At 69.4% G+C, this 21729-nt stretch carries 19 protein-coding genes and 1 riboswitch; of the genes, 9 read left to right on the plus strand and 10 right to left on the minus strand.

Annotation, left to right across the window (positions count from 1 at the left end; all coding sequences use genetic code 11):
- Positions 1–21 precede the first annotated feature (21 nt).
- Genes DEJ04_RS03865 through DEJ04_RS03880 form a run of 4 tightly spaced genes read right to left on the minus strand, consistent with a single transcriptional unit; the run spans position 22 to position 1921 of the window.
- Positions 22–276 (minus strand): hypothetical protein, encoded by a 255-nt coding sequence (locus DEJ04_RS03865; protein WP_111022602.1) that lies wholly within the window; start codon positions 274–276, stop codon positions 22–24.
- Positions 273–755, minus strand: coding sequence for an FBP domain-containing protein (locus tag DEJ04_RS03870; protein ID WP_027464546.1), 483 nt, complete (start codon positions 753–755; stop codon positions 273–275). Before DEJ04_RS03870 ends, DEJ04_RS03865 begins: the two co-directional genes overlap by 4 nt.
- A 40-nt stretch (positions 756–795) precedes the next feature.
- Positions 796–1533 (minus strand): M56 family metallopeptidase, encoded by a 738-nt coding sequence (locus DEJ04_RS03875; RefSeq protein WP_071404179.1) that lies wholly within the window; start codon positions 1531–1533, stop codon positions 796–798.
- A 13-nt stretch (positions 1534–1546) separates the two neighbouring features.
- Positions 1547–1921, minus strand: a complete 375-nt coding sequence (locus DEJ04_RS03880; protein ID WP_110864431.1) for a BlaI/MecI/CopY family transcriptional regulator — start codon at positions 1919–1921, stop codon at positions 1547–1549.
- Positions 1922–2168: 247 nt separating this feature from the next.
- A riboswitch (glycine riboswitch) is annotated at positions 2169–2274 on the plus strand.
- 49 nt (positions 2275–2323) lie between these two features.
- On the opposite strand from DEJ04_RS03880, the gene gcvT reads away from it, so the two are divergent.
- The 8 genes from gcvT to DEJ04_RS03920 all read left to right on the plus strand — a co-directional run bounded on the left by gcvT (position 2324) and on the right by DEJ04_RS03920 (position 13306).
- On the plus strand, positions 2324–3469 hold the full coding sequence (gene gcvT / locus DEJ04_RS03885) for a glycine cleavage system aminomethyltransferase GcvT (protein WP_111046303.1): 1146 nt from the start codon (positions 2324–2326) through the stop codon (positions 3467–3469).
- Between the two features lie 4 nt (positions 3470–3473).
- Positions 3474–3851, plus strand: a complete 378-nt coding sequence (gcvH, locus tag DEJ04_RS03890; RefSeq protein ID WP_017887079.1) for a glycine cleavage system protein GcvH — start codon at positions 3474–3476, stop codon at positions 3849–3851.
- Entirely contained in the window at positions 3848–6769 is a 2922-nt protein-coding gene (gcvP, locus tag DEJ04_RS03895) for an aminomethyl-transferring glycine dehydrogenase (protein WP_111046304.1), read from the plus strand. Before gcvH ends, gcvP begins: the two co-directional genes overlap by 4 nt.
- Positions 6770–7278: 509 nt before the next feature.
- Positions 7279–8904, plus strand: coding sequence for an ABC transporter substrate-binding protein (locus DEJ04_RS03900; protein WP_111022606.1), 1626 nt, complete (start codon positions 7279–7281; stop codon positions 8902–8904).
- 224 nt (positions 8905–9128) lie between these two features.
- Entirely contained in the window at positions 9129–10058 is a 930-nt protein-coding gene (locus DEJ04_RS03905; protein ID WP_111022607.1) for an ABC transporter permease, read from the plus strand.
- A complete protein-coding gene (locus DEJ04_RS03910; RefSeq protein WP_111046305.1) occupies positions 10048–10998 on the plus strand; it encodes an ABC transporter permease in 951 nt (316 codons plus the stop codon). Before DEJ04_RS03905 ends, DEJ04_RS03910 begins: the two co-directional genes overlap by 11 nt.
- Positions 10995–12737 carry an ABC transporter ATP-binding protein gene (locus tag DEJ04_RS03915; RefSeq protein WP_111046306.1) on the plus strand — a complete coding sequence of 581 codons (1743 nt, stop codon included), beginning with the start codon at positions 10995–10997 and terminating at the stop codon, positions 12735–12737. Before DEJ04_RS03910 ends, DEJ04_RS03915 begins: the two co-directional genes overlap by 4 nt.
- Positions 12738–12799: 62 nt before the next feature.
- Positions 12800–13306, plus strand: a complete 507-nt coding sequence (locus tag DEJ04_RS03920) for a PH domain-containing protein (protein ID WP_111046307.1) — start codon at positions 12800–12802, stop codon at positions 13304–13306.
- 105 nt (positions 13307–13411) lie between these two features.
- On the opposite strand, the gene DEJ04_RS03925 is transcribed toward DEJ04_RS03920, so the two are convergent.
- The 3 genes from DEJ04_RS03925 to DEJ04_RS03935 are packed head-to-tail and all read right to left on the minus strand — an operon-like array spanning position 13412 to position 17471.
- Positions 13412–15556, minus strand: coding sequence for an ABC transporter ATP-binding protein (locus DEJ04_RS03925; protein WP_111046308.1), 2145 nt, complete (start codon positions 15554–15556; stop codon positions 13412–13414).
- Positions 15549–16487 (minus strand): ABC transporter permease, encoded by a 939-nt coding sequence (locus DEJ04_RS03930; RefSeq protein ID WP_071404170.1) that lies wholly within the window; start codon positions 16485–16487, stop codon positions 15549–15551. The genes DEJ04_RS03925 and DEJ04_RS03930 overlap by 8 nt, the downstream gene beginning before the upstream one ends.
- 3 nt (positions 16488–16490) lie before the next feature.
- Positions 16491–17471, minus strand: coding sequence for an ABC transporter permease (locus DEJ04_RS03935; protein WP_110864437.1), 981 nt, complete (start codon positions 17469–17471; stop codon positions 16491–16493).
- Between the two features lie 255 nt (positions 17472–17726).
- Between DEJ04_RS03935 and DEJ04_RS03940 the strand changes: the two genes are divergently transcribed.
- Positions 17727–19445, plus strand: coding sequence for an ABC transporter family substrate-binding protein (locus DEJ04_RS03940; RefSeq protein ID WP_110864438.1), 1719 nt, complete (start codon positions 17727–17729; stop codon positions 19443–19445).
- 119 nt (positions 19446–19564) lie between these two features.
- On the opposite strand, the gene DEJ04_RS03945 is transcribed toward DEJ04_RS03940, so the two are convergent.
- From DEJ04_RS03945 to DEJ04_RS03955, 3 genes are all read right to left on the minus strand, one after another.
- A complete protein-coding gene (locus DEJ04_RS03945; RefSeq protein WP_111046309.1) occupies positions 19565–20116 on the minus strand; it encodes a PH domain-containing protein in 552 nt (183 codons plus the stop codon).
- A 193-nt stretch (positions 20117–20309) separates the two neighbouring features.
- Positions 20310–20789: a peroxiredoxin gene (locus tag DEJ04_RS03950; RefSeq protein ID WP_071404167.1), complete on the minus strand. Its 480-nt coding sequence runs from the start codon at positions 20787–20789 to the stop codon at positions 20310–20312.
- A gap of 76 nt (positions 20790–20865) precedes the next feature.
- Positions 20866–21615, minus strand: coding sequence for a CPBP family intramembrane glutamic endopeptidase (locus DEJ04_RS03955; protein WP_071404166.1), 750 nt, complete (start codon positions 21613–21615; stop codon positions 20866–20868).
- Positions 21616–21729 lie beyond the last annotated feature (114 nt).

Consider the following 21729-nt stretch of genomic DNA (forward strand, 5'->3'; position numbering starts at 1 on the left):
ACGCCGTTCGGGCGTCCTCGTTCAGCCGAGCGACAGGACGGGCGCCCGGTGGTCACCGAGCTCGTCGAGCCGCCACGGCCGAGCGCCGCGCAGCGTCAGGCCGAGCTGGACGAGCACGAACCCGACGTGCGGCTCGACGTCGGGGTCCCACGGCCCCTCGACGCCCAGACCGAACGCGCCGAGTTCGTCGTCGGCCTCGTCCCGCAGCGTCAGCCGCCACCGGCCGTCGCCGAGCTCCTCGACCACGGCCCAGCGGGCGGTGCCGAACCGGCTCACGCCGTCTTGGTGATGTCCGCGGTGAAGTTCTGCACGCGCTGCAGCAGGGAGGCGCCACGCATCGCGATGGTCGCGGGCGGGTTCAGGTGCGGGGGCGCGGTGCGGATGAGCATCGGGCACCCGAGGTCTTCGCAGATGTACGTGCCGATCGTGTTGCCGTTGCGCCCGGACTCGCCGGCACGCGCTGCGGAGAACAGCCGGACCTGGGTCGCGGGCTGCGGCGAGTGACAGAACGAGCACATCGCAGCGATGCCGGGGCGCAGCGAGCCACCGGCGGACCGGACGACGATGCCCACGGGGCGCTCGTCGATCCAGGACACGATGTACCCGCGGCGGGCGGCCTGCGGGTCGCGCCAGCCCAGGAACTCGCGTTCGTCCCAGAGGGTCTCGTGCAGGCCCGGGATGGGCAGCTGTGCGAGTTCGTCGGGGGTGGCGTTCACGAACGACGATCGGATGTCGGCTTCGGTCAGTGGCTTCACGGTCCGATCACCATATGCCTCGCCCCCGACACATGGTGCGTCACGACAGCCTGGAGGCGCGGATCGCGCCGAGCGCGCTGCTCCCGTCCGCCACCAGCACCGCCCGGCGCAGGGCGTCGCGTCCGACGCGACGGGCCGCCGCGTCGTCCGCGGCGAACTCCACGAGCACACGCGTCGACCGCGCCATGGCGCGCGCACCGGGCACCCACGGGACCGCACGTTCGATCGATTCGGCGACCGCGACCGCAGCCGCGTGGTGCTGGGTCAGGTGGGCGCGTTCGTGGGCGACCACGGCCTCCAGTTCGTCGGTGCGCAACCGGTCTGCCAAGCCGGTGCTGACGAGGACGCCACCGCTCCGACCCGGCACGGCGCACGCCAGTGCGTGGTCGGCCTCGACGACGGCGACGGGGGTGCCGTCGATCTCTCGGTGCGGGGCGACGCCGGAACGCATCGCCTGCCGGACGGCCTCGTGTTCCGGGCCGGGGCGCACCCGGACCGCGACGACGAACGCGACGACCGCGAGCAGCGCGACGCCGACGTTGAAGCCGTGCGTGGGGGAGCCGTCCCCGCCGAACAGCTCGGTGACCGGACGGTCGGCGAGCACCACGAGGGTGATGCCGGCCACGAAGCCGACGACGCCGAGCAGGACCGCGACCGACCAGCAGACCAGCGCGGTGCGGGGCAGGTCGATCGTCCAGGCGGAACGGGTCAGGACCCGGGGCGCGAACACCACCACCGCGAGTGCGAGGACGATGAGCGCGATGCCTGCGACGACCACGGTGCGCAGCCGGTCAGGAGCGGGCGCGGGCGTCGAGGGCGCGGCGCAGGGCCTCGAGGTCGTCCGAGGCGAGCGAGCCGGTGAACTGCAGCAGTGCGGCCTCACGGTCGGACGACGCGGCCAACGCGCTCGACATCAGCGACGCGGTCTGCTCGTCACGACTGTGCACGGCGCGGAACGTCAGGGGAGCGTCGTCGTGCTGCTCCCGTTCCACCTGGCCCTTCCGGCCGAGGCGGTCGAGCACGGTGAGGACGGTCGTCAGCGCGGGGCGGGGCTCCGGGAACGCGTCGAGCACCTGGCGTGCGGTGCGCCCGGAGTCGGCGGAGCGGAGTGCGTCGAGCACCGCCTGCTCCAGCTGCCCGCGGGGGCGCGATCGTTGTCCGGCCATCCCCGTATTCTACGAGATGTCGAAGGCTCGCTCGCGACACACGCTCGAAACGCGGCCTCGGTATGCTCGTCGCGGACAACTGAACACACCGGCCGTTCATCCGTCGCGGGAGACGCCGTGCACGTACCTCCGGGTACGTCGTGCCTCTGGGTACATCGTGCCCTCGGGTACGTCGTGCCCTCGGGCGCACGCACGGCACCGAAGGAGCAATCCCCCCGTCAATCTCTCAGGTCCCACACCGCAGCGGACAGGCCACTCTGAAAAGCAGACGCTCGGTCGTCTCGCCCACGGTGAAAGCCGCCGGACCTCACGGGCCGCGGTGAAACTCTCAGGCCCATGACAGAGGGGGAGTTCCACCCGGCGATCGTCGCCGGGCCCTGCCGATGCCAGGAGAACTCCGCCATGAGTCCGTCCCCACTGCCCACGCCGGGTCAGCGTTCGTCGCCGCTCGAAGCCGTGCACGAGGCCGCCGGTGCGACCTTCACCGACTTCGCCGGGTACCGCATGCCCGTGCGCTACTCGTCGGACCTCGCCGAGCACCACGCCGTGCGCCAGGCCGCCGGCGTCTTCGACCTGTCGCACATGGCCGAGATCGGGGTGACCGGCAGCGATGCCGTCGCCTTCCTCGACCACGCGCTCGCCGGCTCCTTCGGCACGATGCCCATCGGCCGCGCCAAGTACTCGCTGCTGCTCGCCGAGGACGGCGGGATCCTCGACGACCTCGTCGTGTACCGGACCGACGACGACGTCTTCCTCGTCGTCGCGAACGCGTCCAACCGCGACGTGGCCGTCACCGCGCTCACCGCCCGGGCCGACGGCTTCGACGTCGAGGTCTCCGACGACTCCGACACGACGGCCCTCGTCGCGATCCAGGGCCCCGCGGCTGCCGGCACGCTCGACGCGCTCGTCGTCGCCGACCGCCTGCAGCCCGAGAACCCGCTCGACGAACTCGGCTACTACCGCGTGCTGCACGCGGTGTTCGACGGTGCCGACGTGCTCGTCGCGCGGACCGGGTACACCGGCGAGGACGGCTTCGAGGTCTACACCGACCCGGACACCGCCCCGGTGCTCTGGGACGCCCTGCTCGAGGCCGGTGCCGACCGCGGCGTCGTCCCCGCCGGGCTCGCCGCACGCGACACCCTGCGACTCGAGGCAGGCATGCCCCTCTACGGGCACGAGCTCGGCACCGACGTCCGTCCGGCCCAGGCCGGCCTCGGCCGCGTCGTCGCCAAGGACGGCGACTTCGTCGGCGCGGCCGGCGTCACCCCGTCGGCGGACGCCCGGGTGCTCGTCGGTCTGGTGACCGAGGGCCGCCGTGCTCCTCGAGCCGGCTACGACGTCGTGCTCGACGGCACGGTCGTCGGCACCGTGACCTCGGGCGCGCTCTCGCCGACGCTCGGACACCCCGTCGCGATGGCCTTCGTCGACCCGGCCGCGCTCGCCGCCGTGTCGGACGGGGCACAGGTCCTCCACATCGACGTCCGCGGGACTGCCGTCCCCAGCACGGTCTCCGCGTTCCCCTTCTACCGCCGCGCCTCGAAAGGCTGACCCCATGACCGACCAGACCGCACTCCAGTACACGGCCGACCACGAGTGGCTGCTCGTCGAGGGCGACACCGTCACCGTCGGCATCACCGACCACGCCGCCGAGCAGCTCGGTGACGTCGTCTACGTCGAGCTCCCCGCCGTCGGCACCGCGACCACCGCCGGCGACCAGATCGGCGAGATCGAGTCGACCAAGAGCGTCGGCGAGCTCTTCGCCCCGATTGAGGGCGAGGTCGTCGAGGTCAACGACGCCGTCGTCGACACCCCCGACACCGTCAACCAGGACCCGTTCGGTGCCGGCTGGCTCGTGAAGATCAAGGTCGACGGCACCTCGTTCCCCGAGGACCTGATGGACCACGACGCGTACCGGGCCTCCATCGCATGACCGCGTTCGAGAACCTCCAGACGTCCTTCGCCGACCGCCACATCGGCACCACCCCGGCTGACCAGCAGACCATGCTCGACGTCGTCGGGCAGCCGTCGCTCGACGCGCTGGTCCGTGCGGCGATCCCGGAGTCCATCCACGTCGGCCCCGTCGCCGACTCGGTGATCCCGGGTGCCGTCGGCGAGACCGAGGCGCTCGCCGAGCTCCGCGCGAAGGCCGGCCGCAACACCGTCCGCCGCGCCATGATCGGCCTCGGCTACCACGGCACGCACACGCCCGCGGTGATCCAGCGGAACGTGCTCGAGGACCCGAGCTGGTACACGGCGTACACGCCCTACCAGCCGGAGATCTCGCAGGGCCGCCTCGAAGCACTCATCAACTTCCAGACGATGGTGTCCGACCTGACCGGCATGGCCACCGCCGGCGCCTCGATGCTCGACGAGGGCACCGCCGTGGTCGAGGGCATGCTCCTCGCCCGCCGCGCGTCCAAGGTCAAGGGCGACGCGTTCCTCGTCGACGCCGACCTGCTGCCGCAGACCCGTGCACTGCTCGACCACCGTGCCGACGCCGTGGGCATCACGCTGCGCGCGTTCGACGCTGCCGACGGCCCGAGCGACGACCAGCTCGACGGCGCGTTCGGCGTCATCCTGCAGTACCCGGGCGCCTCGGGCCGCATCGTCGACCCGTCGTCCGTCATCGAGCGGGTCCACGCCGGTGGCGGCATCGCCGTCGTCGCGGCCGACCTGCTCGCGATGACCCTGCTCGCCAGCCCCGGCGACCTGGGTGCCGACGTGGCTGTCGGGACGAGCCAGCGCTTCGGCGTCCCGCTCGGCTTCGGCGGCCCGCACGCCGGCTACCTCGCGGTGCGCGCCGGCCTCGAGCGCCAGCTCCCCGGTCGCCTGGTCGGGGTGTCCTTCGACGCCGACGGTCAGATGGCCTACCGCCTCAGCCTGCAGACCCGCGAGCAGCACATCCGCCGCGAGAAGGCGACGAGCAACATCTGCACCGCGCAGGTCCTGCTCGCCGTGATGGCCTCGATGTACGCGGTCTACCACGGGCCCGAGGGGCTGCGGTTCATCGCCGGCCGGGTCGCACGCACCACCGGTGCGCTCGCCGCCGTGGCGCGTGACGCCGGGGTCGAGGTCGCGCACGACGCCTTCTTCGACACGCTGACGCTGCGGGCCGTCGGTCGCGCCGAGGCGATCGTCGCGGCAGCGCAGGACGCCGGCTACCTGCTGCACGTCGTGGACGCCGACACGTTCCAGCTGTCCGTCGACGAGACGACCACGCCCGACGACGTCGTGGCGCTGGCGGGCGTGCTCGGGGCGGTGGACGTCACCGTCCCCGCGACCGAGACCGCCGTGCGCGACGCGGCCACGGGCCTCCCGGCCGCCCTGCAGCGCGAGAGCGACTACCTGACGCACCCCGTGTTCAGCGCACACCGCAGTGAGACCCGCATGATGCGGTACCTCAAGCACCTGTCCGACAAGGACTACGCGCTCGACCGCGGCATGATCCCGCTCGGCAGCTGCACGATGAAGCTCAACGCGGCGACCGAGATGGCCGCCGTGACCTGGCCGGAGTTCGCGAACATCCACCCGTTCGCACCGCGCGAGGACGTCGAGGGGTACCTCGACATGATCGGCGACCTCGAGTCGTGGCTCGCCGAGGTCACCGGCTACGACACCGTGTCCCTGCAGCCGAACGCCGGCAGCCAGGGTGAGCTCGCCGGCCTGCTGGCCATCCGTGGGTACCACCAGGCTCGTGGCGACGAGGACCGGACGGTCTGCCTCATCCCGTCGAGCGCGCACGGCACGAACGCCGCGTCCGCGGTGCTCGCCGGCATGAAGGTCGTCGTGGTGGCCTGCGACGAGAACGGCAACGTCGACCTCGAGGACCTCCGGGCCCGTGTCGCCGCCCACGCCGACACCCTCGCGGCCCTGATGATCACGTACCCGTCCACCCACGGCGTCTACGAGCACGACATCCGCGAGATATGCGACGCCGTGCACGACGCCGGCGGCCAGGTCTACGTCGACGGCGCGAACCTCAACGCGCTGCTCGGCCACGCCCGCTTCGGCGACTTCGGGGGCGACGTGTCGCACCTCAACCTGCACAAGACCTTCTGCATCCCGCATGGCGGTGGTGGCCCCGGCGTGGGACCCGTCGCCGCGAAGGCGCACCTGGCACCGTTCCTGCCCGGTCACCCGTTCGCGCAGCAGGCCGACCGGCGCTCCGGCGCGACCGCCGCCGAGGCGGACGACCGCCTGGCCCACGCCGGCGGCCCGGTCAGTGCGGCGCCGTACGGCAGCCCGAGCATCCTGCCGATCACGTGGACCTACGTCCGGATGATGGGGCTCGAGGGCCTCACCCGTGCGACCGAGGCCGCGGTCCTCGGCGCGAACTACATCGCTGCTCGTCTGCGCGACGCGTTCCCGGTGCTCTACACGGGCGACGACGGACTCGTCGCGCACGAGTGCATCCTCGACCTCCGCCCGCTGCGTGACACCACCGGCATCACGGTCGACGACGTCGCGAAGCGCCTGGTCGACTACGGGTTCCACGCGCCGACGATGTCGTTCCCGGTGGCGGGCACGCTCATGGTCGAACCGACCGAGAGCGAGGACCTCGCCGAGCTCGACCGCTTCGTCGACGCCATGCTCGCGATCCGGGCCGAAGCCGCAGCGGTCGAGCGCGGGGAGTGGCCGGCGGACGACAACCCGCTCGTGCACGCCCCGCACACCGCCTCGTCGGTGATCTCGGGGGAGTGGGCACACGCCTACACCCGCGAGCAGGCCGTCTACCCGCTGCCGGGCATCAGCGGCCGGAAGTACTGGCCGCCGGTGCGTCGGATCGACCAGGCCTACGGCGACCGCAACCTGGTGTGCGCCTGCCCGCCGATCGAGGCGTTCGCCTGATCCCGACCGGCGCCGACACCCCGTCGTCGCCGTGCGCCCCGTGCCCCGTCCGGTCCTCCGGGCGGGGCACGGTCGTGTCCGGCCGGCGGCACGGTCCCGTCCCGGCTGGTCACGACACCCCGCTCAGTTCCGCCGAGCGGTCACGAACCGTCGTCCGGACCCTCGCCAACCGACAGTTCGTGACCACTCGGCGTGCCACCCACGGCAGGTCCTGACCGCTCGACGCAGCCCCCGAGCCGTACCCCTGAGCGATGCTCGGCCGTACCCCGACTTGCACAGAAGTGTGACGGAGTGCAATGGATTTCATGCGGATGCAACAAAAACGCACCCTTCACCGGCACGCGCGCGAATGTTGCATCTTGTCGCAAGGATCGTGCAAGTTGGTTACCGGCGTGTAACCGTTCGCCCCTGGGTTTGGACGCCGCTGTTCACCTTGCCTACGCTGCAAAGGTCAAACGCGCCCGGGCGACACCGCTGTGCCCTGCGCGTCCCATGCACCAGGAGGAACCTTGATCAAGAAGCGCGCCGGGCTCTCAGCCCTCGCCGTGCTCGGGGCCACAGCACTCGCCCTGACCGCCTGCTCCAGCAACAGCTCCGACGGGGGTGGCTCGGGCTCGGCGAACGCGTCCGGGATCGTCACCACGAACGGGAGTGAGCCGCAGAAGCCCCTCATCCCGTCGAACACCACCGAGACCGGTGGCGGCAAGGTCATCGACTCGCTGTTCGAGGGCCTCGTCTCGTACGACGCCGACGGCAAGCCCGTCAACGAGGTCGCGAAGAGCATCGACACCGATGACTCGAAGACCTTCGACATCAAACTGAACACGGGTTACACCTTCACGAACGGCGAGAAGGTCACCGCCGAGTCCTTCACGAAGGCGTGGAACTGGGCGGCCCAGTTCTCGAACAAGCAGAGCGCCTCGTACTTCTTCGAGAACATCGAGGGGTACAACGCCGAGAAGGACTCCGAGCTCACCGGCCTCAAGGTCGTGAACGACGACGAGTTCACCGTGAAGCTGAAGTCGGCACAGTCCGACTTCCCGCTCTCGCTCGGCTACTCGGCCTTCGTGCCGCTGCCGTCGGCGTTCTACGACGACACCAAGGCGTTCGGTGAGAACCCGATCGGCAACGGTCCGTACAAGCTCGACGGCAAGAAGGCCTGGACCCACAACCAGTCCATCAAGCTCGTCGCCAACAAGGACTACGAGGGCAAGCGCAAGCCGAAGAACGGTGGTCTGACGATCACGTTCTACACCTCGCAGGACACCGCCTACGCGGATGCTCAGGGCGGCAACCTCGATGTCCTCGACGCCGTGCCGGACGCCAACTTCCAGACGTACAAGTCCGACTTCCCGGACTCGAACGTCAACCAGCCCGCCGCGATCTTCCAGGGCATCTACCTGCCCTATTACCTGGACCACTGGAAGGGTGAAGAGGGCAAGCTCCGTCGCGAGGCCGTCTCGATGGCGATCAACCGCAAGGAGATCACCGACAAGATCTTCGACGGCACCCGCACCCCGGCCAAGGACTTCACCTCGCCGGTGATCGCCGGTTGGAACGACGACCTCGAGGGCTCTGACGTCCTGGAGTACGACAAGTCCGAGGCCAAGAAGCTCTGGGCCGAGGCCGACAAGATCTCGAAGTACGACGACACCCTCACCATCACGTACAACGCCGATGGTGGCCACCAGGCATGGGTGACCGCGGTCACGAACTCGATCTCGAGCACGCTCGGCATCAAGGCCGAAGGCAACGCGATCCCGACGTTCCAGGAGGCCCTCGACCTCCAGACGAACGACAAGCTCACGGGCGGCAGCCGCACCGGTTGGCAGGCCGACTACCCCTCGCTGTACAACTTCCTCGGCCCGACCATGGGCAAGGGCTCGTCGAGCAACTACGCGCGCTACGACTCGGCCGAGTACAACGAGCTGCTCGCGAAGGGCCGTTCGGCAGCCACTGTCGAAGAGGGCAACAAGATCTTCGACCAGGCTCAGGAACTCCTGTTCGAGGACCTGCCCGAGATCCCGCTCTGGTACTCCAACGTCACCGGTGTCTGGAACGCGGACAAGGTGTCGAACGTCAAGTTCGGCTGGAACTCGGTGCCGCTGTACTACGACGTCGAGGTCAAGAACTGACCCTGGTCTCGTAGAGACCACCACGCGAGCAGGTATCCTGCCTCGCGACCACCGGACGGGGGTTCGGGGGCCACATGGCCCCCGAACCCCCGTACCGCGGCGGTAAGACCTTCCCCCACACCGCGGGCGCCCTCCCGCACCGGACTTCCGTGCCGACCCTCGGACCGTCCACCCCTCACCACAATGAACCTGATCGACATCGCTCCGGACCGGGCAGTGATCTGATGCTCTGGTACCTCGGCAAGCGCCTCCTGCAACTCATCCCCGTGTTCTTCGGGGCCACGTTCCTCATCTACTTCATGGTCTTCTCGCTGCCCGGCGACCCGATCGCCGCGCTGTTCGGCGACCGCCAGCCGACACCGCAGGTGATCGAGCAGCTGCGACAGCAGTACAACCTCGACAAGCCGTTCATCGTGCAGTACCTGCTCTGGATCGGCGGCGTGTTCCGCGGCGACCTCGGCGTGACGTACTCGGGTCTGCCGGTCAGCTCGCAGCTCGCCTCGGCGTTCCCGATCACCGCCCGTCTGGCGATCCTGGCGCTGCTGTTCGAATCGGTCGCCGGCATCGTCGTCGGTGTCATCGCTGGTCTGCGCAAGGGCAAGCTGTTCGACGCCACCGCACTCGTCGTGTCGCTGCTGCTCATCTCGGTCCCGACCTTCGTCGTCGGGTTCCTGCTGCAGTACGTCTTCGGCATCAACCTCGGACTGTTCCGGGTGACGGTGTCCGGCGAAGCGCCGTGGGACGAACTCGTGTTGCCCGCGATCGTGCTCGCCTCGGTGTCGTTTGCGTACATCGTGCGTCTGACGCGCGCGAGCGTCGCCGAGAACATGAGTGCTGACTTCGTCCGCACCGCGACGGCCAAGGGCCTGCCCCGTCGTCGTGTCGTCGGCGTGCACATCTTCCGCAACTCACTCATCCCCGTGGTGACGTACCTGGGTGTCGACATCGGCAACCTGATGGTCGGCGCCGTGGTGACCGAGGGCATCTTCAACATCCACGGTGTGGGTGGCACGGTGTTCCAGGCCGTCAAGCTCGGCGAAGGACCGACCGTCGTGTCGTTCGTCGCCGTGATGGTCATCATCTTCATGCTCGCCAACCTCCTGGTCGACCTGCTCTACGCCGTCCTGGACCCGAGGATCCGCTATGCCAAGTAACGCCGCATCCCGCTCGGCGACGCACTACGTCGCTCCGATCGAGGAGACCCCGCTCCAAGCGGTCGACCAGGTCGACGAGAACGAGAAGACCCGGTCCACCTGGACCGATGCCTGGGACTCCATGCGTGTCCGCCCGATGTTCTGGGTGTCCGCCGTGCTCATCCTGCTCATCGTCGTCGTGGCGTTGTTCCCTGGCCTCTTCACGCACATCGACCCGAGGAAGGCGATCCTCGCCAAGAGCAACGAAGGCTCGGAAGCAGGCCACATCTTCGGGTACAACCGCCAGGGCTACGACGTGTACTCACGTGTCATCTGGGGTGCACGGAACTCGCTGATCGTCGGCATCGTCGCCACGGTGCTGGTCACGATCGTCGGTGTCATCATCGGCGCTCTCGCCGGCTTCTACGGCGGATGGCTCGACACGATCGTGTCCCGCATCGCGGACATCTTCTTCTCCATCCCCACCGTGCTCGGCGCAATCGTGATCATGTCGGTCATCCCGGCGCGGAACGCGATCACAGTGGCGTTGGTCCTCGCCGCGTTCGCCTGGCCGCAGATCGCTCGCATCATGCGTGGTGCCGTGCTCAGCGCGAAGCAGTCCGACTATGTGATGGCCTCGGCCGCGCTCGGCGTGAGCCGCTTCAAGACGCTGGTCCGTCACGTGATCCCGAACTCCGTGGCCCCGGTCATCGTCGTGTCGACGGTGTCGCTCGGCACGTTCATCGTGGCTGAGGCGACCCTGTCGTTCCTCGGCATCGGGCTCCCGGACTCAGCGCTCAGCTGGGGCCTCGACATCGGAACCGCACAGGTCTCGATCCGAACGGCACCGTCGACGATCTTCTGGCCGTCGGCAGCCCTGTCCATCACCGTGCTCGCGTTCCTGCTCCTCGGTGACGTGGTGCGCGACGCGCTCGACCCGAAGGCGAGGGCCCGCCGATGAGCGAGACGCTGACCCAGACGAACAGCAGCCGCACCGGCGGTTCCGGCGCCCCACTGCTCGAGATCACCGACCTGCAGGTCGGCTTCAAGACCCAGAGCGGCCTCGTGCGGGCCGTCCGCGGCGTCAACCTCACCCTCGAGCAGGGCGAGCGCCTGGCCATCGTCGGCGAGTCCGGTTCCGGCAAGTCGACGAGCGCCCAGGCGATCATCAAGCTGCTCCCCGGCACCGGTGAGGTCACCGGTGGCTCGATCAAGTTCAACGGGCGCGAGCTCGTCGGGCTGAGCGACAAGGAGATGTCGGAGATCCGCGGGAAGGAGATCGGCTACGTCCCCCAGGACCCGATGTCGAACCTCAACCCGCTGTGGTCGATCGGCTTCCAGGTCGAAGAAGCGATCCGTGCGAACGGCATGGCGACCGGCAAGAAGGCCGTCCGTGACCGTGCTGTCGAGGTCCTGCAGGAGGCCGGCCTCGGCGACGCCTCGACCCGCCTGAAGCAGTACCCGCACGAGTTCTCCGGCGGCATGCGCCAGCGCGTGCTCATCGGCATCGGTCTGTCGAGCCGCCCGCAGCTGCTCATCGCCGACGAGCCGACGAGTGCGCTCGACGTCACCGTCCAGCGCGTCATCCTCGACCACCTCGAGAGCCTGACCCGCGACTTCGGCACCTCGGTGCTGTTCATCACGCACGACCTCGGCCTCGCCGCCGAGCGTGCCGAGAAGCTCGTCGTGATGTACAAGGGCCAGGTCGTCGAGGCCGGTCCCTCGAAGGAGATCCTGGCCAACCCGCAGCACCCGTACACGCAGCGGCTCGTCGCGGCGGCCCCGTCGCTGGCCAGCCGTCGCATCCAGTCGAAGGTGCAGCACGCGCGCGTCGACATCGCCGACGCCGGCAACGACGACGCCGAGCTGATCGCCCGGGCCCAGGAACGCGAGCACCGTCCGGCCGAGGACCTCATCGTGGTGAAGAACCTCGAGAAGGTCTACAAGCTGCGCGGCAAGAGCCTCGCCACCCGTGAGCTCAAGGCCGTCGACGACGTGTCGTTCTCGATCCAGAAGGGCACCACCACGGCGCTCGTCGGCGAGTCCGGTTCGGGCAAGTCGACCGTCGCCAAGCTGGTGCTGCAGCTCGAGAGCATCACGAGCGGCACCGTGCAGTTCGACGGGATCGACATCGGCGCGCTGAAGGGCAAGGACCTCTTCGACTTCCGCCGCCGCGTGCAGCCGGTGTTCCAGGACCCGTACGGCTCCCTGGACCCGATGTACAACGTCGGGAACACGATCGCCGAGCCGCTCGCCACGCACAAGGTGGGCGACAAGGCCTCGCGTCGCGCCCGGGTGCTCGAGCTGCTCGACCAGGTCGCGCTGCCGAAGTCGATGGTGAACCGCTACCCGAACGAGCTGTCCGGCGGCCAGCGACAGCGCATCGCCGTCGCTCGTGCGCTGGCGCTCAAGCCGGAGGTCATCGTCCTCGACGAGGCCGTCTCCGCGCTCGACGTGCTCGTGCAGGGGCAGATCCTCGACCTGCTCACCGAGCTGCAGACCGAGCTCGGCCTGACGTACCTGTTCATCACGCACGACCTCGCGGTCGTCCGCCTCGTCGCGGACAACGTGTGCGTCATGCGCCGTGGGCAGATCGTCGAGAAGGCGACGACCGACGAGGTCTTCGCCGCCCCGAAGGAGCAGTACACGAAGGACCTCCTGGCCGCCATCCCCGGCGCCGGGTTCGAGTTCGGACGCTGATCCACCTGGACACGAACGAGGCCGGACGCCCCGTCGTCCTCCGCGCTGGTCGCGGGGGCGCGGTGGCGTCCGGCCTCGTCGCCGTCCTGGGCCTGTTCCTGCTCGGCGATGCGGCGTTCCGGGGGAGCTGGGACGTCGTCCTCCGTGCCGCCGGCCCGATCGCCGTGCTCGTCTGGGCGCTCTGGGTCCTGACCTACCGTCCGTGCATCGTCATCGACGAGCGCGCGGTCACCGTGGTCAACCCGCTCCGCCGCACCGTGGTGCCGTGGCAGGCCGTCGCCGACGTCCGGCTCCGCTGGCAGATCGTGATCGAGACGGTCGCCGGCCGCAAGGTCCAGTGCTGGGGTGGGCCGTCGCTGCCGCGGCCGAAACCGGCCCGGCGCGGTGAGCGGGCCGTCCTGCGACAGCCCGACGAGATGACGGTGCTGCTCGACCGCTGGTCCGAGCACCGCGACGGCACCGGCGCCGGCGACGCCGTGCGCGGCTGGGACGTGCCGGCCCTGGCGGTCGGCGCAGCCGCGGTGGCGCTGCTCGCCGCTTCGCTGCTCAGCCTGTGGCTGGGGGCCTGACGCGGCTCGCGATCGCGACGACAGGACGGACGGGAGGCCCGGCGCACGACGTGTGCCGGGCCTCCCGTCCGTCTGCTGGTCACGTCCACGGCGTGACCGGCGTCGTCAGACGACCGCGCCCACCCGCTCGGTGAGCAGGTGCTCCTGGTCGGTCTGGATGCAGGCGACACCGCGGCCGTGCACGTGCTCGAGACCCGGGTCGATCGTGCGGCACTGCTCCTGCCGGCCCTCGTCGAGGAGCTGGTAGAGCGGGCAGCGCGTGCGGAACCGGCAGCCGTCGATGCGCTCCGTGGGGGAAGGCAGGTCGCCGTCGAGCAGGATGCGCCCGCGGGCGGCCTCGGCCATGGGGTCCGGCACCGGCACGGCCGACAGCAGGGCCCGGGTGTACGGGTGCTGCGGGTCCGTGAAGACCGCGTCGCCGTCGCCGTACTCGACGATGCGGCCGAGGTACATGACCGCGACGTCGTCGGCGATGTGCCGGACGACGGACAGGTCGTGCGCCACGAACAGGTAGGACAGCCCGAGGCGGTGCTTGAGGTCCTCGAGCAGGTTGATCACACCGGCCTGCACCGAGACGTCGAGCGCGGAGACCGGCTCGTCGAGCACCAGGATCTTCGGCTCCACGATGAGTGCTCGGGCGATGCCGATGCGCTGCCGCTGGCCGCCGGAGAACTCGTGCGGGTACCGGTCGATGTAGCTCGGCTCGAGCCCGACCAGCTCGAGGACCTCGCGCACCCGCCGGCGGATCTCGTCCTTCGCGACGCCGTGCACGGTGAGGGGTTCACCGATCACCGAGCCGATGTCGAGGCGCGGGTCGATCGACGCCATCGGGTCCTGGAACACGACCTGGATGTCGCGGCGCAGTGCCAGACGGTCCTTCTTGGACAGCGAGGCGGTGTCGACGCCGTTCACCCGGATGGTGCCGTGCTGGGCCCCGGCGAGCTCGAGGATCTCCATGATGGTGGTCGTCTTGCCGCAGCCGGACTCGCCGACCAGACCGAGCACCTGGCCGCGCTTGAGCGTCAGGGAGATGCCGTCCACCGCGTGCACCTCGCCGATCTGCCGGCGGAAGAGCGCGCCCTTGGTGAGCGGGAACGTCTTGACGACGTCCTGCAGCTCGAGCACGACCTCGTCGCCGTGGTCGACCGCTGCCTCGGGGACGTCCTCGGGGCGGGGGAAGATCTCCGAGCGCTCGAGGGTGCCCGCGGCGATCTCGTCGCGACGGATGCACGCGGCGGTGTGGTCGTCGAGCAGGGTGCCGTTGCCGATCGTCTGGACGGCACCGGTCAGGACCGGGTTGTCGGCGCTCTGCGGCACCGTCGGTGCGACGAGGGCGGGTTCGCCGTCGCGGCACGCGTCGATGACGGCGGGGCAGCGGTCGGCGAACGGGCAGCCGGTCGGCTTCTGCGTGAGCAGGGGCGGGCGGCCGTCGAGCGGGACGAGCCGCTCGGTGCGGGCGGACGTCATGTTCGGCATCGAGCGGAGCAGCCCGATCGTGTACGGCATCACCGGCTCGCGGAACAGGGGGAGCACCGGCGCCGTCTCGACGATCCGGCCGGCGTACATCACGGCGACGCGGTCGGCGTTGCCGGCGACGACGCCGAGGTCGTGCGTGATGAGCACGACGGCCGCACCGGTCATGTCCTTGGCGGTCTGCAGCACGTCGAGGATCTGCGCCTGGATCGTCACGTCGAGCGCCGTGGTGGGCTCGTCCGCGATGATCAGCTTCGGGTCGTTCGCGATGGCGATGGCGATCATCGCGCGCTGGCGCATGCCGCCGGAGAACTCGTGCGGGAACGCGTCGAGTCGTCGCGCCGGGTTCGGGATGCCGACGATGCGCAGGAGTTCCTCGGCGCGGGTGCGTGCGGCGTGCTGGGTGAGGGAGCGGTCGTGCAGGCGCAGGCCCTCGATGATCTGCTGGCCGATCGTGTACACCGGCGTCAATGCGGACAGCGGGTCCTGGAACACCATCGCGATGTCCCGGCCGCGCAGCGCCGACATCTCGCGATCGTTCCTACCGACGAGCTCCTGCCCGTCGAACCGGATGCTGCCCTGCACCTGGGCGGACGACGGCAGCAGCCCCATCACGGCCATCGAGGACACCGACTTGCCGGAACCCGACTCGCCCACGATGCCGAGGAACTCACCGGGGGCCACCGAGTAGTCGACACCCCGGACCGCGTAGACGGGCTTGGTCTTCGGGTTGAACGTGACCGACAGGTCGGACACGGTGAGCAGCGGCTCAGTCACGGTTGGCTCCGGAGGTGGGGTCGATGGCGTCGCGCAGGGCGTCGCCGAGCAGGCTGGTCGAGAGCACGGTCGCGACGAGCGTCGCGGCGGGCAGGACGAACAGCCACGGGCGGGTGACGGCGGACTGGCTGCCGGCGGCGAGCAGGGTGCCGAGCGAGACGTCGGGGATCTGGATGCCGAAGCCGAAGAAGCTCAGCGAGCTCTCCGCCAGGATCGCGGCTCCGACGCCGAGCGTGGCGTCGATGATGAGCAGCGACGCGACGTTCGGCAGGATGTGCCGCCGGATGATCGTGAACGCCGGGACGCCCATGAACCGGGCGGCCTTGACGTAGTCGCGCTCGCGCAGGGACATCGTCTGCCCGCGGATCACCCTGGCCATCACCATCCAGCTGAACACCGCGAGCCCGACGATGAGGGCCACCCACGTCAGGTTCTTGAACACCGGGCTGAGCAGCACGAGCGCGTAGAACGACGGGATCACGAGCAGCAGGTCGATGACCCACACGAGCAGCCGGTCGGTGAGGCCGCCGAAGTACCCGGCGATCGCGCCGACGATGCCGGCGATCAGGGTCGCTGCCGGTCCGGCGATCAGGCCGATGAGCAGCGACTTCTGCAGGCCGACCAGGGTCTGCGCGTAGATGTCCTGGCCGATGTCGTTCGTGCCGAACCAGTGCGCAGCGCTCGGCGGCATGCCGAACGCCAGCCCGTCGGAGTCGACGGCGTTCCAGTGGTACAGGTACGGGCCGAGGAACGCCCAGAGGATGATGAGGAGCAGGGCGCTGCCACCGATGCGTGCGCGCCAGGTGCCGAACACCTTGCGCCAGAGCGGGGTGCGGCCGCCCTTCACCTCGATGACGTGCGCCGGCGTCCCGGCGTTGCCGTCGCCGGGGTCACCGGCGGTGGTCGTGGTCGTGGGGTCGAGAACAGACACGGGTCACACCCTCACTCGCGGGTCGAGCGCGGCGTACAGCAGGTCCGCGAGGGTCCCTGCGATGAGCACGAGGATCGCCGTGAAGAGGATCGTGCCCGACGCCGCGTTGATGTCGTTGTTGCTGATGCTCTGGACGAAGTACTCGCCCATGCCGTGCCAGCTGAAGACCAGCTCGGTGATGCTCGCGCCGGTCAGGATGAGTCCGAACGAGTACGCGAAGAAGGTCGACATCGGGATGAGGGCGACCCGCACACCGTGGCGCATGATCGCCGAGCCGCGGGTGCGACCCTTCGACCGTGCGGTCCGGATGAAGTCGTTCGACAGCACGTCGAGCATCGCCGAGCGCTGGTAGCGCGAGTAGGTGGCGACGGCGCCGATGGTCAGCGAGATCGTCGGTAACAACAGGTGCACGAGCCGGTCGCCGAGCACCGGGAAGAACCCGGTCACGCCCGGCGTGTACTCGCCGGTGAACCGGATCACCTGCGTCCCGACGCCCTGGTTGAGCGTGGTCGCGAGGATCATCAGCACGACCGCGATGACGAAGGTCGGGGTGGCGAGCACCGCGAACGACAGGTACGTCGACACCTGGTCGGAGGTGCGGTACTGCCGGACCGCGTTCCAGACGCCGAGGAGCACCCCGAGGATCGCGCCGAGCAGTGTGCCGATCACGAGCAGCCGCAGGCTCGTCCCGGAGCGGGCGATGATGTCGGCCGTCACCTCGGTGCCGCGGGTGCTCATGCCCAGCGAGCCGTGCGTCACCAGCCCGACCCACCAGTCCCAGGTGCGGACGAGGAGCGGGGTGTCCGGATCGGCGCCGAGCTTGCGGAGCGACGCCTGGATGGTGCCCGGCGGCACGGCCGGGTTGCGCCCCAGGAACCGGGCTGCCGGGTTGAGCGTCGTGCTGGCGAGGATGTACCCGAGCGTGGTCGCCACGATCGTCAGGACGATGTAGTTGACGATCCGCTTTGCGATGAAGGCGAGCATGTGGTTCGTGACCTCTGGGTGCGGCCGTCCGACCGGACGGCGTTGTCGGTGGCGACAGGCTAGCCGTTCGAGCGACTGGGTGGGACAACGGAAGTGACGCTATGCAACATTCGTTACGAGCGTGTTTCGATTCATCGCACAGACCCTTGTGTCGCCTTCGGATGTGGCTAGGGTTCTCAACCAACAGGCGCGACGGCGGGGGCCGCCGCGGTCCAGCGCGATCTGCGCGAACCACAACGAAAGGGAATCCTCGCCATGCGAAAGAGGATCAAGGGCATCGCCGTCCTGGCCACCGCTGCGGCAGCTGCCGTCGTGCTGGCAGGCTGCTCCGGCGGCGGAGAAGCGGGCGGCGACAACTCCGCGGTCGCCGAGTCGTCGCTGAAGTCGACCGGCTGGACCGTCGCGGACCGCGCCGACGTCAAGGACGGCGGGTCGATCACCCTGCCGATCGACACCGCTCCGGCGAACTGGCAGCTGCTCAACCTGGACTCGGGGACCGTCGACGACACGACGATCTCGCAGACCTACCTGCCGAGCTTCATCCAGTTCAAGGAGAACGGCGAGTGGGAGGCGAACAAGGACTACGCGACGTCCGTCGAGCTGACCAAGGACTCGCCCCAGACCGTCGAGATCAAGATCAACCCGAAGGCCGTGTGGTCGGACGGCACCCCGATCAGCGCGAAGGACGTCATCGCGAACTGGAAGGCGCTGAACGGCTCCGACAAGGCCTTCGCGCCGCTGTCCACCAACGTGTGGGAGGACGTGGACTCGGTCAAGCAGGGCTCCGACGAGCGTGACGTCATCATGACGTTCTCGAAGACCAACGCCGACTGGGCGAGCGTCTTGACCGCCATCTACCCGTACTGGGCCGTCGACACCCCGGACCACTTCAACAAGGCCTGGGCCAAGGCGCCGTACGCCGCCGACGGCAAGACCTACGTCTCCGGTGGTCCGTACATCCTGAAGTCCTTCGACACCAACGGTGGCGTCGTGACCTTCGAGAAGAACTCGAAGTGGTGGGGTGACGAGGGCAAGCTCGACACGATCGTCTTCAAGACGGTCTCGCGTGACGGCGTCGCCCAGGCGTACGGCAACAAGGAGCTCGACGCGTTCAACCTGAACGGCAGCGCCGACAACCTCAAGACGGCGAACTCGCGGTCCGACTCGAAGATCGAGCGCTCGCTCGGCACCACGCAGCGTCAGATCACGCTGAACGGCACCTCGGACGTCTTCAAGGACCAGGACGTGCGCCAGGCGTTCGCACAGGCCATCAACCGCAAGGTCGTGGCCCAGGCGATCCTGTCGCCGGTGAAGAGCCCGGGCGACGTGCTCAACAACCTTGTCTACCTGCCCGGACAGCAGGGCTACGAGGACGACGCGTCGAGCGTCTACGGCTACAGCACCGACAAGGCGAAGTCGAAGCTCGAGGACGCCGGCTGGAAGATCGGCTCGGACGGCTACGCGACCAAGGGCGGCAAGGAACTCGACGTCCGCTTCGTGATCCCGTCGGACAACCCGAACTCGGCGAACGTCGCGCAGCTCGTGCAGCAGCAGACCAAGCTCGCCGGCTTCAAGGTGACCATCGACACCGTGCCCACCGACGACTTCTTCACGAAGTACATCACCACGACGACCCGTGACTTCGACGCCACGTACTTCGCGTGGCAGGGCACCCCGTTCCCGATCTCGTCGCTGAAGTCGATCTACTACCCCGCCGACGCCGGCCAGAACTACACCGGCGTGACGGACGACTCGCTCGGTGCCGCGTGGGACAAGGCGAACGGCGAGCTCGACCCGGATGCCCGCATCAAGGACGCGCAGGCCATCGACAAGAAGATCGTCGCGGTCGCCGGCACCATCCCGCTGTTCGCCGAGCCGTACGCCTGGGGTGTGCGCAAGGACCTGGTGAACTACGGTCCGGCGCAGTTCCAGCAGTCCTCGGTCAAGTGGCAGGACGTCGGCTACACGAAGTAGTCGGCACCGCGTTCACGAACGACACCGTTCACGAACGACACCGTTCACGAACGACACCGTTCACGAACGACACCCTCGACGTCGCACGACGTCGGGGGTGTCGTTCTGCGTCGTGACCGCTAGAACCGTGCCGCCGCCAGCGACGCCGTGACCCCGAGGACGACCATCGCCAGGATCGTCCAGCCGTGGGTGCGGTGCGTGATCGGCGCAGCCGTCACGGTCGACGGGGGCGGGCCGTCCTGCTCGGCCGGGGCGGGCACGTGGGCCAGCATCCGCGCGGCCGCAGCGTCGACGTCCAGGCGGTCCGGGCCTCCCGGCCGGTCACCGGTGTGCGCGGCGAGACGCGCCGTCGGGCGGGTCGCGATCCAGACGCGGCGGACGCCCTCGCTGGTGACCACCTCGATGCCGTACTTCGTGCGCACCTCGCTGATGCGGGACCAGGTGTAGGTGCTGGTCCGCCGGACGTCCACGATGCGCAGGTGCTCCGGCGTCAGCTCGATCCGGGGACGCCACAGCGCTGCCCAGGCGACGAACGCGACGGCGATGCTCGGGATCGGCACGAGCCAGGGGGCGCCGCCGCCGAGCAGGGCCAGTGGGACGAGCACGACGGCCACGACCCAGAGGACGACGGCGAGGGCGCGCAGGCCGGGGGCGACGATGGTGGTGGGCACCGGACGAGGGTACGAGATGCCTCCCCGGAGACGCCCGGGGAGCGGGTGTGACACACCGGCGCGTATCTCCGGACGACCCGATTCCCCGGGGAGGCAGATCCTGGACGGACCCTCGTGCCGTCAATGGTCGTCGCCCCCAGTTGGGGTGTCAATACCCCATCGCGACGCATTCAGGGGAATCCCACGCCGAGGACTACGAAACGAGCAGTTCGATCTGTTCGCGGATGGTCTCGGCCTTCGGGAACCGCAGACCGACCAGGCCGACGTGTCGCCACCGGACCACGCCGTCGGGGCCGATCACGAAGACCGATCGGCGCAGGCCGATACCCGGTGCCTGCACCCCGTAGGCGCGGATCACCGAGCCCGCGGTGTCGCTGAGCAACGGGAACGCGAGCGAGGACCCGCGGGCGAACCCCTCGTGCGAGTCGAGTGCCTGCGGGCTGATGCCCCACACGGTCGCGCCGAGGTCGGTGAACTCGTCGAGTTCGGCCTGGTAGCTGCAGAGCTGGGCCGTGCAGACCGCCGTCGCGTCGCCCGGGTAGAACGCCAGTACCACGGTGCGGCCGATCTCGGCGGACAGGTCGTACTCGTCGTCGGAGCGGACGCCGCCGCGCACGACCATCCCCGGCAGGGTGAACGACGGGGCGGACTCGCCGATCGCGGGGATGCTCATGCGTCTCACGGTAGGGCGGCCCGGCGGTGGTTGCCCCTCGGCGCGCTGAGCGGGGGCTGTGGATGCGCTCCGCGGCCTACGAGAACAACTGCGGGAACGCGTGCGCCACCCAGGGGTACCCGACGAAGACCACCGCGTCGAGCAGGGCGTGCGTGATGACGAGCGGCAGGAGCCGGCCCCACCTCGTGTAGATCCAGCCGAACACGATGCCCATCACCGCGTTGCCGATGAACGCCCCGAACCCCTGGTACAGGTGGTAGCTGCCGCGCAGCAGGGCGGTCGACAGGATCATCTGCCAGCGGCCCCACCCGAGGTCGCCGAGTCGGGCGTAGAGGTACCCGATCACGATCACCTCTTCCTGCAGGCCCGAGCGGATCGCGGACAGGAGCAGGACCGGGACCGTCCACCAGTACGAGTTCAGCGCGGCGGGGTCGACCGCGACCGTGATGCCGAGCGCCCGCCCCGCGAAGTACAGCGCGAGCCCCGGGATGCCGATGCACAGGGCGATGAGCGCCGGGCCGCCCAGGTCCGGCTTCGCCCGGAACCGGTCGATCCCGAGCCGGCCGAGGTGCGGTCGCGACGTGCTCCACAGCAGGTAGCAGACGAGCGCCACCGGGGCCAGGTCCACCGCGATGCCGAGGAGCTGCCGGGCGAGGTCGACGTACTGCACCGTCGTCGACGAGGTGTTCAGCGCCGTCGACTGCTCGCCGAGCGGGGTCGTCTGGGACAGGTCGTCGATGATCTGCAGGATCGAGTAGAGGGCGCTGGCACCGAGCGAGAGCAGCAGGACGATGGTGATCTCGACCCACGTTCGCCGACGGCTCATGCGCTGTACTCCTGTCGCTTGCGAACTACCGGTAGACTGGCGTGTCGGGCGTTCTGCCCACGGGTGCGGTGCTGTGAAAACACTGGCCCGACACTCTCCCAGAAATTGAAGGAT

The organism is Curtobacterium sp. MCLR17_044, from assembly GCF_003234435.1.
In the GTDB taxonomy this organism is placed as follows: domain Bacteria; phylum Actinomycetota; class Actinomycetes; order Actinomycetales; family Microbacteriaceae; genus Curtobacterium; species Curtobacterium flaccumfaciens.

Excerpts from the sequence above, each read along its gene's own strand:
- DEJ04_RS03880 (WP_110864431.1), bottom strand. The coding sequence starts at position 1,921 with ATGGCCGGACAACGATCGCGCCCCCGCGGGCAGCTGGAGCAGGCGGTG.
- gcvT (WP_111046303.1), top strand. The coding sequence starts at position 2,324 with ATGAGTCCGTCCCCACTGCCCACGCCGGGTCAGCGTTCGTCGCCGCTC.
- gcvH (WP_017887079.1), top strand. The coding sequence starts at position 3,474 with ATGACCGACCAGACCGCACTCCAGTACACGGCCGACCACGAGTGGCTG.
- gcvP (WP_111046304.1), top strand. The coding sequence starts at position 3,848 with ATGACCGCGTTCGAGAACCTCCAGACGTCCTTCGCCGACCGCCACATC.
- DEJ04_RS03905 (WP_111022607.1), top strand. The coding sequence starts at position 9,129 with ATGCTCTGGTACCTCGGCAAGCGCCTCCTGCAACTCATCCCCGTGTTC.
- DEJ04_RS03910 (WP_111046305.1), top strand. The coding sequence starts at position 10,048 with ATGCCAAGTAACGCCGCATCCCGCTCGGCGACGCACTACGTCGCTCCG.
- DEJ04_RS03915 (WP_111046306.1), top strand. The coding sequence starts at position 10,995 with ATGAGCGAGACGCTGACCCAGACGAACAGCAGCCGCACCGGCGGTTCC.
- DEJ04_RS03935 (WP_110864437.1), bottom strand. The coding sequence starts at position 17,471 with ATGCTCGCCTTCATCGCAAAGCGGATCGTCAACTACATCGTCCTGACG.
- DEJ04_RS03940 (WP_110864438.1), top strand. The coding sequence starts at position 17,727 with ATGCGAAAGAGGATCAAGGGCATCGCCGTCCTGGCCACCGCTGCGGCA.
- DEJ04_RS03950 (WP_071404167.1), bottom strand. The coding sequence starts at position 20,789 with ATGAGCATCCCCGCGATCGGCGAGTCCGCCCCGTCGTTCACCCTGCCG.
- DEJ04_RS03955 (WP_071404166.1), bottom strand. The coding sequence starts at position 21,615 with ATGAGCCGTCGGCGAACGTGGGTCGAGATCACCATCGTCCTGCTGCTC.